Origin of the sequence: Paenibacillus sp. D2_2 (assembly GCF_031199965.1) — a bacterium.
Classification (GTDB): domain Bacteria; phylum Bacillota; class Bacilli; order Paenibacillales; family Paenibacillaceae; genus Fontibacillus.
Map to the genome: position 1 here is coordinate 5,272,182 of NZ_CP133605.1, position 17,056 is coordinate 5,289,237.

The window sequence follows — 17,056 nt, forward strand, 5'->3', positions numbered from 1 at the left end:
CATAAACGAACAGCTATTCACTTACCATCATGATAAATGATACACTACCTAAAAATCAACTTATTTATTTGGTAATTGGAACGAACTCTTCAAGGATACGATCAGGTTGAATACCGGATGCCCTGGCTTGGAGTATTTCGAATCGACATTGAAATACCCATGCCGGAAAAATTGGAACTTATCTTGCGGCTTAGCATCATTCATCCCCGGTTCAACAAAACCGTGCTTGATGGTAAGCGAGTTCGGGTTGATCATGTCCAGGAAGGACTTCTCTTCCACGACTTCCTCTTCTGTATCTTCGCTCTCATCCAGAATCAACGGTTCATACAGGCGGAATTCTGCAGGGACAGCGCTGCTGGCATCGACCCAGTGAATCGTCCCTTTGACTTTGCGGCCGGTAAATCCGCTACCGCTCTTCGTCTCCGGATCATACGTACAATGAATCTCAATTACATTGCCATCGGCATCCTTAATCACATCATTACATTTGATGAAATAAGCATTCTTCAAGCGGACTTCATTTCCCGGGAACAAACGGAAGTATTTGCTCGGTGGATTCTCCATGAAATCTTCTCGCTCGATGTAGATCTCCCGCGAGAACGGAATTTGACAATGTCCTAATTCTTCATTCTCACTATTGTTCTCGGCATCCAGCAGCTCGGACTCTCCCTCTGGATAGTTCGTAATCACGACCTTGAGCGGGTCGATTACAGCCATAGTCCGAGGCGCCTTGAGCTTGAGATCCTCGCGGATGAAATGCTCCAGCATCTTCAGGTCAATCTGACCATACGCCTTAGAAATCCCTGTCTCAAATACAAAGGATTTAATCGCCTCCGGCGTATAGCCCCGGCGGCGCAGACCAGAGATCGTCGGCATACGCGGATCATCCCAGCCATCAACATAGCCTTCATCAACCAGCAGCTTCAACTTCCGCTTACTCGTTACGGTTTGCTCTAAGTTAAGCCGTCCGAACTCGTACTGATGCGGAGTGCATGGCATCTCTGTCTCTTCGATCACCCAATCATAGAATGGACGTTGATCCTCGAACTCGAGCGAGCAGAGGGAATGCGTAACACCTTCAATTGCATCCTCTAGCGGATGGGCGAAAGCATACATCGGATAGATGCACCATTTATCCCCCGTATTGTGATGGGACGCATGAACGATCCGGTAAATGACTGGGTCACGAAGATTAATATTCGGCGAGGTCATATCGATCTTCGCACGCAATACCTTTTCTCCGTCCTTGAATTCTCCATCACGCATACGTGTGAACAGATCCAGGTTCTCCTCAATCGAGCGGTCGCGATACGGGCTGTTTTGCCCAGGCTCCGTTAGTGTACCGCGCATTTCGCGAATTTGATCAGCACTCAGATCGTCAATATACGCTTTGCCCTTCTTAATCAACAGAACAGCGCGGCTATACATCTCGTCGAAATAATCGGAAGCAAAGTGCAGCTCTTCCCAATCGAAGCCGAGCCATTTAACATCCTCTTTAATAGAGTTTACGTATTCTGTATCTTCCTTAGCAGGGTTCGTATCATCGAAGCGCAAATTGGTCCGGCCCCCGAACTCGTCAGCCAGAGCAAAGTTAATCCAGATCGCTTTGGCATGTCCGATATGCAAGTAACCGTTGGGCTCCGGAGGGAACCGCGTTACGATAGACGAATGTTTGCCAGTCTTCAAATCCTCAGAAATAATATTTTTAATAAAGTTAGGAGGAGTGGTGTTATTGGTGTTGTTCTCCACAGTTATCACCTTTCATTCATTTAAGTCTCTATCCGTTATTGATCACGAATTGTTATAGTACGTGTTCAACAAACAACCTCTTATAGGTTCCGATTTTTCTTCTTCTAAATATACCTATATCCAAGTTCAATGGCAAGATGAAGCCGAGTTGCCTGCTTCCATCATAACATACAGTACATTAGAATATCGTCGACATACTTCTCATTCAGATAAAACTCCTGGACCAGTCTACCCTGTTCTACAAATCCACAGTTCTGGTAAAATTCCACCGCTCTAGGATTAGTCGTCAGTACACGTAGGGACAATTTGCGCACCCCTTGCTCAGCAGCCCAAGCTTTCATTGCTTCTATAAGACGTTGTCCGATTCCCTGTCGTTGGAAATCCGGATGTACTGCAATATTAATATCTAGCACATGACGGTTGCTAGACAACGGGGTTGGATAATCAAAACCAACATATCCGCCAATTGTACCGCCCACCTCCGCTACTAGCTGGTTGCCCGGAGGACATTTCTGTAGGTAGTGCTCACGCGAGTTCCACTGAATCGGAGCCGGCGTCGAACGGGTGTCCCACACGAGCGAGTCGATCTCCATTAACGCGCCTGCATCGCGCATTTCAGACAATCTGATTTGAATCGAATTCGACATACCCTTTATTCCCTTTCCAAAAAATTAATGTACACAACCTCTAAAATTTATATTTATTATTATACCTCGTAATGCTGACTCCGTATCGCTAAAATCCGACCTTCTGATTCTCGACCAGCCCTCTCACTTTATCGCGATTGAATTGGCTATGCACCATGAAGGAAGCAATCGATAAAATAGAGATCAGTACAGCCAGGGTGGCTACCGGAACGAGACCATTCCAATCGAAAAGAACCCCCATCGCGTAAGGGCCTATCACCCTTCCCGCTACCCCCATGCCGCCAACCAGCCCAAGATAGAACGGGGCGGCCTTGCCAGTATGATCCGATATAAAGGAAGGAATCGCCGGGGAAATCAGCATTTCACCGAGAGTAATCAATACCATCGCCAACACCATGCTCGGATAAGTATGGAAGCTAAGAATCATGATATAGCCCAGCATATAAAATACAGCACTCGCCGTCATCTGTCTCAGCTCTGTCTCAGCAAAGGTACGTTTAACCCACGAAATGAGCGGCTGTGCGACGAAGATCAATATCCCGTTCAGCGTCCATAGAATACTGTAATTCCATTCTGGCATCCCGCGCGAGATCGTATAAGGCGACACTCCGTTATTCCATACACAGTTAGCTAGCCATATGAAAAGTGAGCCCATTCCCATGAAGAAATATACCTTGTAATTTAACATCAAATTCCAGTTATTCTTCTTATCTGCATTCTCTTTCTTTTTTCCACGTGGAACTTCCCTGTGTTTTTTGAACCCTGTTCAAATAAACCCAGAAGAAACCGGCAAATAAGGCCGAGATCAATCCATTCAATATAAAGCTCAAATTATATGAAATTTGCGCCAAAAATCCACTGACAGCGGTTCCCAGAGCTACACCGATATTGTTAGCCACATAAATAACATTGAATAATTCCGCACGCCTCTCTGTGAATCGGAAGCCGATAAAAGCCTGAATCGCCGGTAAAGCCATCGAGTTGAAAAATCCAACCAGCCCCATCAGCAGTAAGAACAAATGCCATTGTCCGCTCCCGTAGGGAAGCAACAGCAGAAATACAGCGTTAAGTCCGACTCCGCCTACGATGAGGCGCTTTACGCCAAGGCGATGATAAAGAGAACCTCCGAGTAATTGCCCAAATATGCCGCCTACTGACATAATCATTACAGCAAGGCCAGCATCTGTTACTGTTCTTCCAAGCACCTTGAATACAAACATCGTAATCAACGGCCACATCAAGGCGCCGCCCGCAGAGCTAATCAAGCTTGCCACCAGGAAAATCTTGACCTCACGCGGATATGAAGCTAGGCCTCTCATGCTGCAATCCTCCTTCTGCTCTGTCCATTCACTATAGTAAATCCCGAACTAAGCCTGCCGTTTTACTTCCACGACCGTGGAGAAGAACACCGCTCCACCGCCCATGTCAGCCAACCGATCGGAGGTTAGAGCATTTGCTCTGCGTGGTTTACCATTCTGCTCCCACCATAGCCCCTGACTAATTACAGTCCCAGGTAGCATCTTATCCGTTACTGAGGCCTTGACCTCATAACGTCCGCGATCATTCCATACAATGACCTCATCACCGTCTTCAATACCACGCTGCTCTGCGTCCTGCGGATGGATTTGCAGTAACGGCTGCTTCTCTAGCTCAATATGCTTACCGGCATTGCCGAAGGTAGAATTCAAGAAATTATGGTTAGGGGGCGAAATAAACATCAGCGGATACACATCGCCATCTCTCGGGCGCCGTTCACCATCATATCCCTCTTGAAGTGGAGTATATGTAGGCAGGGGCGGCAATCCCGCTTCTTCCATTCGCGCTGAGTAGAGCTCGATCTTGCCCGATGGCGTCGTTAGCTGCTGCAGAAATTGCCGCTTCGGTTCCATATTGAGCTTCATGAACCGCTGCTGCTTGAGACCTTCCAACGTGATCCCCTCCAGATATGGATTTGCTGTAAAATCGAGAGCCTGACGGATCATATCCTCTTCACGATCCTTGAAGGCATCCTCCTCGAACCCCATCGCTTCAGCCAGCAGCTTGAACATTTCCACATTGCTCTTGCTCTCTCCCTGGGCAGGGATGACCGGTTCCTGAAGCTGAACATAATGATGCCAATATGAATTATATAAATCCGTATTCTCGAATGAAGATGTCGCCGGTAAAACAATGTCGGCATACCTCGCCGTATCGGTCAAGAATAGATCATGCACAACCGTGAATAAATCCTCGCGAGATAACCCTTGCTCCACTTTCACCGTATCCGGTGCTACCACTGCCGGATTAGAGCAATAGACGAACAAGGCCCGAATTTTTGGCGTTAAAGTCAACAACGCTTCCCCGATTTGATTCATGCTTACGGTCCTCGCATCTGGGTTAGGCCGTAGATCCGGACGCTCCAAGGCATCATCGTTCACTTTGCCGTAGGCACCATTCGATTTATACGCCCCGCCACCAGTCACAAGCCATTGCCCTGTAAGGGCTGGCAGGCAAGTAATCGTCCGTACGGTCATACCGCCGTTATCATGATGTTGAAGGCCGTTCCCGACATGAATATAGGCCGGGGAGGTCTGCCCATACATGACGGCAAGAGAGACGATATCCTCTGCAGGAACACCGGTGATGACCGATACACGCTCCGGCGTATACTGGCGCACATGCTCCCGAAGCTGTTCATGACCGATCGTATACTGCTGTAGGAATTCTTCGTTCACAAGCTGCCGTTCAAATAGTACATGCATCATCCCTAGAGCCAGCGCACTGTCTGTTCCCGGATAAACAGGAATGAACCAGTCGGCGCGCTGCCCAGTCCGGTTACGATGAACATCGATCACGACCAGCTTGGCTCCCTGCTTCCGCGCCTTCTCAATTAGAGCGACCTGATGCATATTCGTGCTGACGATATTGCCTCCCCACACGATAATCAACTTCGCCTGCAATGTCTCCTCAGGACTCGTCCCGCCACCAAAGCCCATCGTATATTTCCAGCCTGTGTTCCCGGCGGCGTTGCATATTCCCTGTTGAAGCTGAGAAGAACCGAGCCGATGGAAGAAACGACGGTCCATCCCGTCCACAGTAAGCATCCCCATATTTCCATAGAAGCTGTAGGGCAGAATTGACTCTGAACCATGTTCGTTTATTAATCCTTTATACCGCTCTGCAATCTCTGTAATTGCCTCATCCCAGGTAATTCGTTCAAACTTACCTTCTCCCTTGGCACCTACACGACGGAGAGGATACAGTACCCGCTCTGGATGATAGATCCGCTCTGTCATATTCCTCACTTTATTACAAATCGCACCTTGGGTGATCGGATGGTCGGGATTGCCGGCCACCTTTACGATTCGTCCGTTCTCTTTGTGCAGCAGTAAACCGCAAGTGTCTGGGCAGTCCAGCGGGCATACTGCAGGAAATACTCCATTCTCCTCATGAACCATCTCTCATCCCTCCTAATTAGGTAATTGTATTTGATAATGAGCATGGATGTCTATAGATAGCATTTTGATCACGAAGCTTCTCAGACCCTAGCTTCAACCACCTGAAGCGTTTTGAAAAAACACACATCGGAAGTATAAGCATCGGTGCTGAAGAACGACCTTTTTGAACACGCACTTAAAGATAGGAATCTGAGAAACACAAATGACCCGCGGATGGGTCCCTTCATTTAAGGAACCCGACATACACGAGTCATTTATGATGAAGTATATATAGAATCTAATGACTGAGAGCTAAGCCTTCGCGTCGGTCTTGATAACCGCCGAATCGACTGCTGTCTCCTCCCTGGCATCTTTCAAGTAGGCGACCCAGTATGCTCCGGCAACGAACAATGCGCCGCCCGTCAAGTTTCCGAGCCAGACCGGAATAAAGTTCATGAAGTATTCTCCCCAAGAGAAGTAGCCTTCAAAGATAGCCGCCGGGATCAGGAACATATTTGCAACAACGTGCTGGAATCCGATCGCCACAAAGGCCATGGTCGGGAACCATATCCCAGTATTTTACCGCTGAAATTGTCTGCACCATAGGCCAGCCACACCGCTAGTGCTACCAGCCAGTTACAGCCAATACCGGATACGAACGCCTGCAGGAAGTTGTCATCCAACTTATGTCCTGCCATATCAACCAGCTTGTCGAGATAAACTCCGCTTGAAGTTAAGCCAACGACATGTCCGAAGAAAAAAGCTACAAACAATGCTCCAACAAAGTTGGAAATCGTAATCAAGATCAAATTTTTGAACATTTCACCGGTCGTAATTCTGTTCTTGAACCTGGCTAAGGACACAGCCATCATGTTCCCGGTCAACAGTTCGCCCCTGCCAGCAGTACTAGAATAAGGCCAACTGGGAATACCGCAGCGCCAATGAACGTTGCAATGCTTCCCCACTCTTTAGGCGCACCCGCAATCACGCGAATATCGAGCAGGAAACCAAGAGCAATGAACGCTCCACCCAGGAAACCGAGAATGAACACGGTCAAGAGTGGATTATGTGCCTTTTTCACCCCGGTCTCTACCGTTGCTTTGGCAATCTGATCCGGTTTGTAATAAGCCATGAAATCTCTCTCCCTTGAAGTATTTTTATATAGAAACTTAGCTTAATATCATTAAGCCAACCAAGTCTCGGCAATACTACTTACAGCGTGATTTTCATTTCGCCTTTCATTGTAACGTGGGTTATCATACGGTTATGTGATTATTATCACATAACCGTATGATATGACTTTTCCATCGCACAAAAAAAACCTCATCCTCCACTTGAACGTGAAATTTGAGATCTTAAGATGTGGGTACCTGTTCCCGCAATCGATCTAAATCTTTTTAAATTAGCAGGTGACAGGCCCAAACTCATGTCCGTTCATTGCCGTCATATAGATCATCGCTGCACATACTGTAAAAAAGGGACACCATCCTGGCGTCCCTTTTCCGTCATAGCTTATTCTGTATTCTGATCTCTTCTCGATCAATATATGGTCTCTCGATGTAATGTCTCATATTAAGGATTCGCTGTTACCGGAATCGATCCATAATATTCTTCTAGGGTAATTCCCTGATCGGCAATCTCGGATGCGATGTCAACACCGACGTAGCGGATATGCCAAGGTTCATACTTGTAGCCGGTAATACTATCTTTGCCTTCAGGATAACGAATAATGAAGCCATATTCTGAAGCATGCTGAGCAAGCCAATCTGCTTCCTTCGTGCCCCCGAAGCAATCTTCTGCAGCACATTTCCCATCACTACCGGACACATCGATGGCGAGCCCTGTCTCATGCTCACTATGCCCAGGCACAGCGCTATAGGTCTTGGCCTTCTCTTCGCCGTCCCTCTGAACATAGCGGTTGAACAGAGCAGTCTGCGTCTTATGGGAACGATAGCCCGATACCCCCGCCAAGTAAATACCATCCTTCTCCGCGCCGTCGAACAGATTCTCCAGCGCCTTAGCGGCTTCACTGCGCATCATTCGTTTCTCTATTTTCTCCTTGAACGTAAAGCGTACATTCGGATATACAAGATCTGACGGATTATAATCATCCGGCAATCCAAACTCCTTATTGACTAATACGGCAACACTATTCACATCAGAAGCTGCGGCCTTATCAGGTTCAGTGACATGGGATGTTCCCTCTTCTGCAGAACCCTTATTATCCGTCGAAGAATTGCCTTGATCCCCATTGCCTTTGCTGTTATCAGCTACGTTATCCCCGTTAGCTGCCGTTCCCTGATTGCCCGTACCAGAATTGTTCACGGACGGTTGATTGCCACCGGAGGCCGTCTTATTCGTGTCACCACAAGCTGTCACAAGTGCCATCGTAAGCAATAACGCGGACACCGTAACCAGCGTCTTCACCTTTGTTGTATTCATCCACTAAATCCTCCTGATACCTATTAAGAAAAGTCCTTACGATTGTAATCGAGGAACCGAACATTCGAACGATTCTACATCGTAGCCTTACTATTGTACCAGAGTTGATTATATTTTTCCCGCTTCATAGCAATTATAAAAGTGCGTGTTTAAAAAGTTAGACTTTCAGCACCGAGAAGGTTGGATGAAGCTAGGGCCCGAGGAGCGGAGCGTACGTTTTGGGTACGTGAGCACCGGAAGGCCCGGCTGAATTCAAGATTCGATGTCGATTAATCTACCAATGCTACTTCGTGAACAAAGAGGAACTTTTTAAACAACCTCTAAAGGTGATTAAAATCTACCTGATTTAAAAATAGAATACAACAACCAAATCACCATCAAAGTAGCAATAACAAAGCCTATATCGATAATCGGGATGTTCCAGAGCAGAATCGGACGATTCGTTAGTGAAGAACCGATGATAACCCCAACCATAATAATACTGAACGACAGCAACACGATGCTGAAGGAAAGGCGGTTCCCAATCTGATTGAACTTGCGCATGAGCTCTTCCATCCCAGGGATGTCCATCTCCGTCTTGATCTTGCCCTTACCGATGATAGAAGATAGGCGCTGCATTTGCCGTGGCAAATCGGTTAGGGATTCGCCGAATTCAACGGCTTCGCCCAGCAGCTTCTTCCCCAGTCTGCGCGCGTCCAGCTTCTCGCGCAGAAGCTTCTTACCGAACGGCTCAGCAAGATCAAGAATGCTGATATCCGGGTCCAGACTCTGTAAGACACCTTCTACAGTCAATAAGGATTTACCAAGCAGTAGTAGATCCGCCGGGAGCACAACGCCGTGCCGCTGTGCTGCAACAAACAGATCATTGATCGCGGTACCGATGCTGATCTGGGAGAAAGGAATATCGTAGTAGGTCTCCCGCAGTCGCTCAAGATCGAGGCGCAATCCATTCATATCTTCTACTTCGTCTAACAGACCCATTCGTAGGATGGCCCTTGTCATGCCCTCGGTATTGCGGCGCATCAGGGCAATAATCAGCGATGACAGCTGCTCCTTCATCTCGGAGCTGAGACGTCCTACCATTCCAAAATCGATAAAACAAGCCGGCCATCACGGAGCACCAGCACATTGCCGGGATGTGGATCTGCATGGAAATATCCGCTAATAAATATTTGATGGAGCATAGCATCGACCAAGGTTGCAGCGAGCTCCTTCACATCGATTCCGCACGCTTTTATCTCGGAAGCTTTATTCAATTGAATGCCATCTACAAAATCCATCGTTAACACCTTGGAGGTTGTACAGTCCCAGTACACTTTCGGAATGAATATTTTCCTGTTGGCTGTGAACTGCTTACTGATTCTCTCCATGTTCCGGCCTTCGCCTGTATAATCAAGCTCCGCCTTAATCGATCTAGAGAATTCCTCTACCATTTGCGGTATTTGATAATGTCCGACCCAGACCCAACGTTTCTTCGCAATCGCCGTCAGGTTCTTCAGTATGTCCAAATCGCGGTCAATGACAGGAACAATCCCCGGGCGTTGAATTTTTATAGCTACTCTCTCTCCACTAGTCAATAGCCCCTGATGAACTTGGCCAATGGAGGCGGCGGCTAACGGTACCTCATTGAATTCGGCCAGCAACTCCTCTACTGGCATTCGGAACTCCTTCTCCAGAATCGCTCTCGCTTCCCTAGCTGAGAACGGAGAAACCTGATCCTGGAGCTTGACCAACTCAGCGATGATCGATTCCGGAAGCAGATCCGATCTGGTACTAGCAAGCTGACCCAGCTTTACAAAAGTTGGGCCTAATTCCTCCAGTACGAGCCGGATTCGCTCCCCCAATGTATGGCTCTCCGGCTCGCTCTTCAGAATCCAGCGCAGCGGAACGGAGAACAGCCGGGTGAGTCCAATCTCCTCCGCAATATAACCAAAGCCATGGCGCCCCAGCGCCATGGCTATCTCCCGGTAACGTCCGGCATGCCGTACAGTAACCCGCATTACCTAGGACTGCCCGTTCTCTGCCAGCTTATTCTCCAACTCCGCCACCCGGCGCTTGAGTTCCTCCACTTCTTTTGCCGTCGCCAGTCCCATGCCCTGCATCACGGATCTAACCTGCTCATTGATCAGTTCCTTGAAGTGGTCCTGCTCCTCGACCCCTTTATCGATCAAGCGCTCCACCAGTTGCTTCGATTCCGAAGGAGCGAGCTCTCCACGCTTCACCAACTCGTCTACGATGCCCTCAATCTTCTCCTTGCTGACAATCGTAATCCCCCAGCCTAATGAAATAGCCTTCTTCAACAGATCACTCATCGGTTACACCCTTTCCAAAGTAGATTTGGCCTATATAACCCCTATATCCATTATATCCCTATCCTTCTGCCTCGGCTGTGTCCAATGCGACACGGCGGATACGGGAACCTTCCTCTGTCTCATAGAACTTGACCAACTCAACGATCATACTGCCCATCCGTTCTTCCTCCGGGTAGACCACACGCTCGATGCCTGCCTCAAATAACCCTTGCGCCGTCACTCTCCCCACCGATAACGCTACAACTGGACCATGTAGAGCATCCATGAGGGCTTGCCGCTTCCCCTGCCTATCGGCATACTCCAGGAGGAACCGGACCTGCGGACCGCTTGTAAAGGCAACAGCGTCAACTTGCCCGCTGACGATATCCAGGATCAATTGCTCTAAAGCTCCTTCAGGCGGGGCAATATGGCGGTAAGGCAAAATCTGTGAGCTGTTCGCTCCCTGCTCCTCAAGCCACGACATCAGCCGCGGAGCAGGATCTCCGTGCAGTTGGACAATAATAGAGCTGCGGCTCAGATCATGATTAGACAATCCGCGAATCAACCCTTCGATACTCCCGTCATCATCGCGCAGGACCGGAACTAGATTTCTTCTCTTTAATGCATTTACCGTCTTATAACCCCTGGCAGCTATCGAAGTGCTTCTCAGAATCTCCCACCAGGCCTCGGCAACGCCCATATCTTCAGCCATGTCGAAAAGAGCGTCGAGGCCCATGCCAGTCGTGAAGACAGACCATTGCGGCGGATTCTTGATCCACGAGACTATACCATTGCGCAGATCAATGTCATCAAGCAATACTGTCCCCTGAGCTGGTCGGTATAATGGGATTCCCCCAGATTCTCAACCAGCTTGCCTAGCTCCTGCGCCCGTCGTGGTCCAGTAAGCGCAATTCTTACACCTTCCAGTCTTCGTGCCATGCTTCTCTTCCCCCAGTTCTAATCATCCAACTATGCGTACTTTCATCGTATAGCTTCAGATTATACGACTGAACTGGTGAAGTAAATCCTTAAGGTGGAATAAAATGGAGTCATCTTATCCTGATTGGAGTCTCTGCTTCCTACGCGGCCATAGGGCAATAAACAGTAGAAGTGGAATGCCAATCTCGAATACGATGGAGAACAGCGTCAACGGCTCATTGAAATCAATCTGCTGAACCGGATTTTTAAAGAACCACACTCCGCATACGTAGCTTAGCACTCCCATCGGAGCTACCATTAACCTACCCGATACACCAGGTATTGTGATTTGTATTAGGTTGGCTAGAAGATAAATATTAAATCCAATCTTGCCAAATACGTTTGGAAGCCATAACGCCACTAGCAGCAGATCAAATCGGTCCATGAAGTCGGTGACCTGGACCTGACGGATAATCTCATAGGTCGGGTACATCAGCTTGGCGGAGAGAGGGATGCCCACGACCAGTTGAACCATAAGAATGAACACAATAAGGTATACGCTGCTGATCAACAAGCCTGTATAACCACCCTTAATCTTATAATACTTCCCCGACAAAATAAGCGGAAACAGGACCAGTTGTCCTACGCTGGAGAAAATTACCCAGAACCCATGAAATATGCCTCTCCAATAAAAGGGCAGGAACGGTTGAAGGTTGCGAACATCCGCGTCTCTCAGAGTCGTGAATACGATCAGCAGTACGGCTAGTATAAGGATCGGTACATAGATCTCGGCAATACCCACCAAGGATCTGATTCCTCCCTGGGCGATAATAATCACGGTGGCCATTACAATTAGTCCGATCACTACGAAAGGGGTTTGAAGCAATAAAGAAGAGTTAATGAAGTCCACGCAAGCCCGCATTTCTCCAGCAGATATCAACAGGAGGAAGGCCATAAATAGGACCGCAATGCATCTCCCTATAATAGGGTATCTCTCAATCATAGCGCCCACTACATTTCTACCGGAGAACCGCCTTATGATTCGGGAGATAACCCATAGTATTATAAGAGTGATCAGTAAACTCAGAGCATAAGAAACATACCCATGCTGCTGGGCAACCTCCGACAATCTGGAGGATATCTCCAAATAATTGAGAGAACACAGGTACATAACTGATAAGAGGGCCACCTGTCTGACTGTTATATTCTTCAACTTAGCTCACCCCTGCTTGTGAATCGAATCATTCATTGAAATGGACTCAAAGGCTGAAGAACCTCTTGCAACCATACCGTCGGATAGAAAATAGAGCCGCTTGTTGTGGTATATCCTAGTATCAGTAACGAGATGCCCATAATCAAATAAGACATCCAGCGGTTCATCTTGGATTCACGGCGCATTAACGGCCAATCCTTCCATAAACTATAGACAATAAGTAGAAGCATGAGAGTCAGCGATTCAATCATTGTTCTGGAGCTCCCCTTCTTACTCCGAGTGAATTCATCAGTTGGTTAGTACCTTTCAGATGAATTGTTGAATTCACCGAGACCTCGACCGTCGGTAATACCTCAGACCATTTGTCTTTTACCTTATCCCACTCCTGCGGGTAGCGGTTTTTGAATTCATGTCCGAATCCTAGAATATCTGAACGATACTCATGTTGAAGCTTGTCCACAACCTGCCCCAAACTCATGTTGATATGCTTGTTGCACTGCTCCTCCAACCCATTCAGATCTTGACCTTCAATATTCTCATTCGAAGTGTTCTCCAGAATAGATCCCTCGGCCTCCAATTGAGCCGTAATCGCAAATTTAGAATCATTCATATTCGGTTTCCACTTCACCTTGATCTCATCCAGGGTGATCGTAATTAACTTATCCTTACCTCCGCTAGATAGAACAATTTTCGGCTCCACCGCCTCTCCCATACCCATCAATGCGTACTGCGCCTCGTTCCCATTTAGAAAGCCCACGAGCCGATCGCCTCTGAACACACCAAGACCATCCATTTGGATCAAACTCTTGGATTTATCCGGTATCTCCTTACTGCTATCGCTAATATTCACGACTGGCAGCATCAAATCAACGCCATTAATTAGCAATTTATTCACCATTCGCTTGACGTTTATCGGGTGCTTCATTGTACTCTTGGCAATCTCTCGCACCATCTCCGCCGGGAATTGCTCTATAGACGCATCTGCAGATAGAATATCGTAACCTTTCCCTTGAGTCAGCACGATGTATGCGCTCATTCGATTCTCTGGGAAGCGGCCAAGGATATCAATCGCACTGCCGATACCGGCACGGGCAAATTCCTCTCCGAAGATCATGATCCTACGGTGGGAGAAGATCATAACGCGTGATAAACTCAATTGGGTCTTCCTATTGGCCAGATACATTGTCTTGGCTTGCTTCGAGATTAAGAGGTAGTTCTCATTGCCGGATGTTCCTCCGCCACCTGCTTCACTTCCCGTACCACCTAATTGACTGGGGAGAGCAATCTGAGCCGTAGAGATAATTTGGTCATTATTCTTATCGAAGGAGGAACCGATGACGAAGGCGACATTGTTAATTTCGATCCGATCCCAGCAGCCACTGAGTAATCCTAATGAGATCAGACTGCAGACGAGAAGTATGAACTTAGACCTTCTCTTACCACCCCTCATACTCCTCCCCCCTCCCTCTTTGCTTAGGGGTCCCGATTCTTCTTCTATTATCTAGCGGGGAGGAATGAGGACGATCCTCCATCTTCCACATAGGGACCCGTACAAAGATGTCCTTAAAGTCACGTAAGCGATAAGGGGTCACCCCTGTCAAATATGGAACTCCAAAGGACTTCAATTGTGTTAGATGAACGAGAATCCAGACCGTACCGACGACAATCCCAAACAGACCGAATACCGCAGCTAAGAACATAATGATGAATCGTAGCATTCTAACCGTCACCGCAAGATTGAACCGCGGTAGCGTGAACGAGGCAATCCCTGTCATGGATACAACGATTACCATGGGAGCCGAGACGATACCAGCTTGTACCGAAGCTTGACCAATAACTAGCGCACCAAGGATACTTACCGCCTGACCGATCGTCTTTGGTAGTCGGATTCCCGCTTCCTGAAGCGCCTCGAAGGATATCTCCATAATTAACGCTTCGATAATGACCGGAAATGGAATCCCCTCACGCGCCGTAGCGATGCTTAGCATCAAGGTGGAAGGAAGCATATCCTGATGGTATGTCGTCACTGCTATATACAATCCTGGTAGAATAAGCGCAACAACTAAGAAGAAGAGACGGATCCAGCGGATGAAATTGACGACAAAGTAGCGCTCATAATAATCTTCACTGGACTGAAGCAACTGCCACAATGTCACCGGAGCTACCAGTACAAACGGTGTACCGTCGACAAAGATCGCTATCTTCCCTTCTAACAGTTGAGCGGCAATCGTATCCGGGCGTTCAGAATACTGCATTTGCGGAAATGGAGAAGAGGGGTTATCTTCAATCCATTCCTCGATATAGCCTGATTCTAGAATTCCGTCCATATCGATTTGCTGCAGCCGATCCACCACGCTATCCACCAGTTCTTGCTTGGCCAGTCCATCGATGTAAGCTACGGCCACATCTGTCTTTGTGATCCTACCGACAACAAGTGACTTCAGTCTCATCTTGTCAGTCTTGATCTTGAAGCGAAGCAGCGCAGTATTGATCCGCAACGATTCCGTAAATCCTTCACGCGGCCCGCGAATAACCGTCTCTGTGGACGGCTCTTGCACGCTACGTCTGGCCCCCCCTTCACATCGCAGGTAAGCGCCTCATTCGAATCATCCATAAAAATAACGACATGCGCAGTCAGAATCGCTTCAATCACGTCTGTCCAATCAGATACAGTAGCCATCTGTGTTAGTGCTATACGGGTGAAAGGCAGCTCGCTAAGCCGCTCTACCTGCCTCTCTGCATTAACTAAACCTTCGATCAGGGGCGCTATAACAAGCTGCTCAACCCCTTTTGTATCGACCATCCCTTCAATATATACAACAAGCCCTTGTCGCGATTCAGTGAACTGAACAGTCCGGTACACCAGATCAGAGCTGTCCTGAAATATGTCCTTTAGAGCCTCCACATTCTGTGCAAGCTTGCGACTAAGCTTCTCCTTCATCTGGCAGCTCCCCCTGCTAAGGAAATCGATATAGATGTATGATGTTCCAAATGGGGATTAATATGTATTTGACCTGTTGAAGATCAACACAAAAAAACCGCCAGAATACATCTGGCGGTAAATAAATGATTGTATATAGAATTGTTATCTGGCTTATAGCTTCTTAACCTTAAAGCGCTTGACCAGTTCATCCAAATGAAGAGCCATTCGTGATAAGTCGTTAGAGGAAGCGGCAACCTCCTGAATGGAAGCGAGCTGTTCTTCTGCTGCTGCAGATATCGTGCGCACGTTGTCCAAATTACCTTCGGAGATCGAAGAGATTCCATTGATCGACTCGGTCACCTTCCGGCACCATTCTGCAGCTCTTGTGCAGCATCGGACACTTCTTCCATTTTGGATGCAGCTACACGAACCGCTTTACGGATCCGCGAGAAGGAGCGCCCAGAAGTATCTACCGCGACAATTCCTTCATTTACTCCAAGCTTGGCATTCTCCATCGTCTGTTGAGCAAGATGAACCTCACTCTGAATATTCCCAATCAAATCTTCAATCTGATGCGCCGATTGCTCGGATTCCTCGGCCAGCTTGCGGACTTCGGAAGCGACCACCGCGAAGCCTCGCCCTTCTTCCCCAGCCCTTGCCGCCTCAATCGAGGCGTTCAGCGCGAGTAGGCTTGTCTGCTTGGCGATACCTGGTAATTGCTCCAACGATACCACCGATATTCTCTGACAACGCACCGAGTGTCTGAATGACATTACCCAATTCATCAACAGTATGCTGTATATGCTCAATCTTCTCGACAACGCTTATGACCGAGGCATTTCCCTCCTCTGCAGTCACGTTTGTCTTATCCATCGTCTCCGTAACCTCGCGGATGTGCTCAGTAATCGACATGATCTGACTCGACATATTGCCCATCTCGTGAATACCGATCGCTACGCTATCCTTCTGCTGTTCACTGGCAATCGCCATCTCCTGGATCGCTACAGTCACATCCTCGATGGCTTTCGTCGTCTGCTCAGCTCCAGAAGCGAGCTGCTCCGCGGAACCGGCCACACTTCCCGTCGTATCACGAACACTTGTAATTGTACCGCTCAGATTATCCACCATTCTCTGGAAATGGTTGGACAGTTCTCCGATCTCATCCTTCCGCTGTGTATTCGCTAACCTCTTCGTCAAATCCCCTAGGCTTACTGTGTGTGTCATCTCAACCAGACGGCTCAGAGGTGAAGCTATGAAATGTATTGTAAACCATGCTGCAACCAACGCGACAACCAACGAAATTCCCAAGATGACTAGATTGCTTCCTATGCCGTCATGATTCAATATCATGTTCAGAACACTTGGCACAGCAGCAACAATGATCATTGAGATCAACAAGGTAATACGTATGCGTTTCTTCATAGATCATGGTCCTTTCCGAAAAGTACTTACTTTAT

11 protein-coding genes and 5 pseudogenes are annotated in these 17,056 nt (G+C 47.9%); all 16 read right to left on the reverse strand.

Annotation, left to right across the window (positions count from 1 at the left end):
• Positions 1–60 precede the first annotated feature (60 nt).
• The 16 genes and pseudogenes from RE628_RS27045 to RE628_RS27130 all read right to left on the reverse strand — a co-directional run bounded on the left by RE628_RS27045 (position 61) and on the right by RE628_RS27130 (position 17,021).
• Complete coding sequence (locus tag RE628_RS27045) at positions 61–1,758, reverse strand: glutamine--tRNA ligase/YqeY domain fusion protein (protein ID WP_309156441.1); 1,698 nt, start codon at positions 1,756–1,758, stop codon at positions 61–63.
• 152 nt (positions 1,759–1,910) lie between these two features.
• Entirely contained in the window at positions 1,911–2,396 is a 486-nt protein-coding gene (locus RE628_RS27050) for a GNAT family N-acetyltransferase (RefSeq protein ID WP_309156442.1), read from the reverse strand.
• Between the two features lie 88 nt (positions 2,397–2,484).
• Positions 2,485–3,715: pseudogene (locus tag RE628_RS29905) on the reverse strand (MFS transporter).
• Positions 3,716–3,763: 48 nt separating this feature from the next.
• Positions 3,764–5,833: a molybdopterin-containing oxidoreductase family protein gene (locus RE628_RS27065; RefSeq protein WP_309156445.1), complete on the reverse strand. Its 2,070-nt coding sequence runs from the start codon at positions 5,831–5,833 to the stop codon at positions 3,764–3,766.
• Between the two features lie 291 nt (positions 5,834–6,124).
• A pseudogene (locus RE628_RS27070) lies at positions 6,125–6,944 on the reverse strand (formate/nitrite transporter family protein).
• 440 nt (positions 6,945–7,384) lie between these two features.
• On the reverse strand, positions 7,385–8,254 hold the full coding sequence (locus RE628_RS27075; protein ID WP_309156447.1) for a M15 family metallopeptidase: 870 nt from the start codon (positions 8,252–8,254) through the stop codon (positions 7,385–7,387).
• Between the two features lie 330 nt (positions 8,255–8,584).
• Positions 8,585–10,254: pseudogene (locus RE628_RS27080) on the reverse strand (AarF/UbiB family protein).
• 3 nt (positions 10,255–10,257) lie between these two features.
• Positions 10,258–10,566 carry a phasin family protein gene (locus tag RE628_RS27085; protein ID WP_309156449.1) on the reverse strand — a complete coding sequence of 103 codons (309 nt, stop codon included), beginning with the start codon at positions 10,564–10,566 and terminating at the stop codon, positions 10,258–10,260.
• A gap of 58 nt (positions 10,567–10,624) precedes the next feature.
• A pseudogene (locus RE628_RS27090) lies at positions 10,625–11,484 on the reverse strand (uroporphyrinogen-III synthase).
• Positions 11,485–11,599: 115 nt separating this feature from the next.
• On the reverse strand, positions 11,600–12,676 hold the full coding sequence (locus tag RE628_RS27095; protein WP_309156452.1) for a GerAB/ArcD/ProY family transporter: 1,077 nt from the start codon (positions 12,674–12,676) through the stop codon (positions 11,600–11,602).
• A 32-nt stretch (positions 12,677–12,708) separates the two neighbouring features.
• A complete protein-coding gene (locus tag RE628_RS27100; protein WP_309156454.1) occupies positions 12,709–12,927 on the reverse strand; it encodes a hypothetical protein in 219 nt (72 codons plus the stop codon).
• Positions 12,924–14,126: a Ger(x)C family spore germination protein gene (locus tag RE628_RS27105; RefSeq protein ID WP_309156456.1), complete on the reverse strand. Its 1,203-nt coding sequence runs from the start codon at positions 14,124–14,126 to the stop codon at positions 12,924–12,926. Before RE628_RS27105 ends, RE628_RS27100 begins: the two co-directional genes overlap by 4 nt.
• Positions 14,113–15,617 (reverse strand): annotated as a pseudogene (locus RE628_RS27110) (spore germination protein). The gene RE628_RS27105 and the pseudogene RE628_RS27110 overlap by 14 nt, the downstream one beginning before the upstream one ends.
• 153 nt (positions 15,618–15,770) lie before the next feature.
• Positions 15,771–15,959: a hypothetical protein gene (locus RE628_RS27120; RefSeq protein ID WP_309156459.1), complete on the reverse strand. Its 189-nt coding sequence runs from the start codon at positions 15,957–15,959 to the stop codon at positions 15,771–15,773.
• Positions 15,956–16,324, reverse strand: a complete 369-nt coding sequence (locus tag RE628_RS27125; protein ID WP_309156460.1) for a methyl-accepting chemotaxis protein — start codon at positions 16,322–16,324, stop codon at positions 15,956–15,958. The genes RE628_RS27120 and RE628_RS27125 overlap by 4 nt, the downstream gene beginning before the upstream one ends.
• Positions 16,263–17,021: a methyl-accepting chemotaxis protein gene (locus RE628_RS27130; RefSeq protein ID WP_309156461.1), complete on the reverse strand. Its 759-nt coding sequence runs from the start codon at positions 17,019–17,021 to the stop codon at positions 16,263–16,265. The genes RE628_RS27125 and RE628_RS27130 overlap by 62 nt, the downstream gene beginning before the upstream one ends.
• Positions 17,022–17,056: the final 35 nt, after the last annotated feature.

Coding starts and splice junctions, on each gene's coding strand:
- RE628_RS27105 (WP_309156456.1), bottom strand. CDS start 14,126: ATGAGGGGTGGTAAGAGAAGGTCTAAGTTCATACTTCTCGTCTGCAGT.
- RE628_RS27075 (WP_309156447.1), bottom strand. CDS start 8,254: ATGAATACAACAAAGGTGAAGACGCTGGTTACGGTGTCCGCGTTATTG.
- RE628_RS27100 (WP_309156454.1), bottom strand. CDS start 12,927: ATGATTGAATCGCTGACTCTCATGCTTCTACTTATTGTCTATAGTTTA.
- RE628_RS27085 (WP_309156449.1), bottom strand. CDS start 10,566: ATGAGTGATCTGTTGAAGAAGGCTATTTCATTAGGCTGGGGGATTACG.
- RE628_RS27130 (WP_309156461.1), bottom strand. CDS start 17,021: ATGAAGAAACGCATACGTATTACCTTGTTGATCTCAATGATCATTGTT.
- RE628_RS27065 (WP_309156445.1), bottom strand. CDS start 5,833: ATGGTTCATGAGGAGAATGGAGTATTTCCTGCAGTATGCCCGCTGGAC.
- RE628_RS27050 (WP_309156442.1), bottom strand. CDS start 2,396: ATGTCGAATTCGATTCAAATCAGATTGTCTGAAATGCGCGATGCAGGC.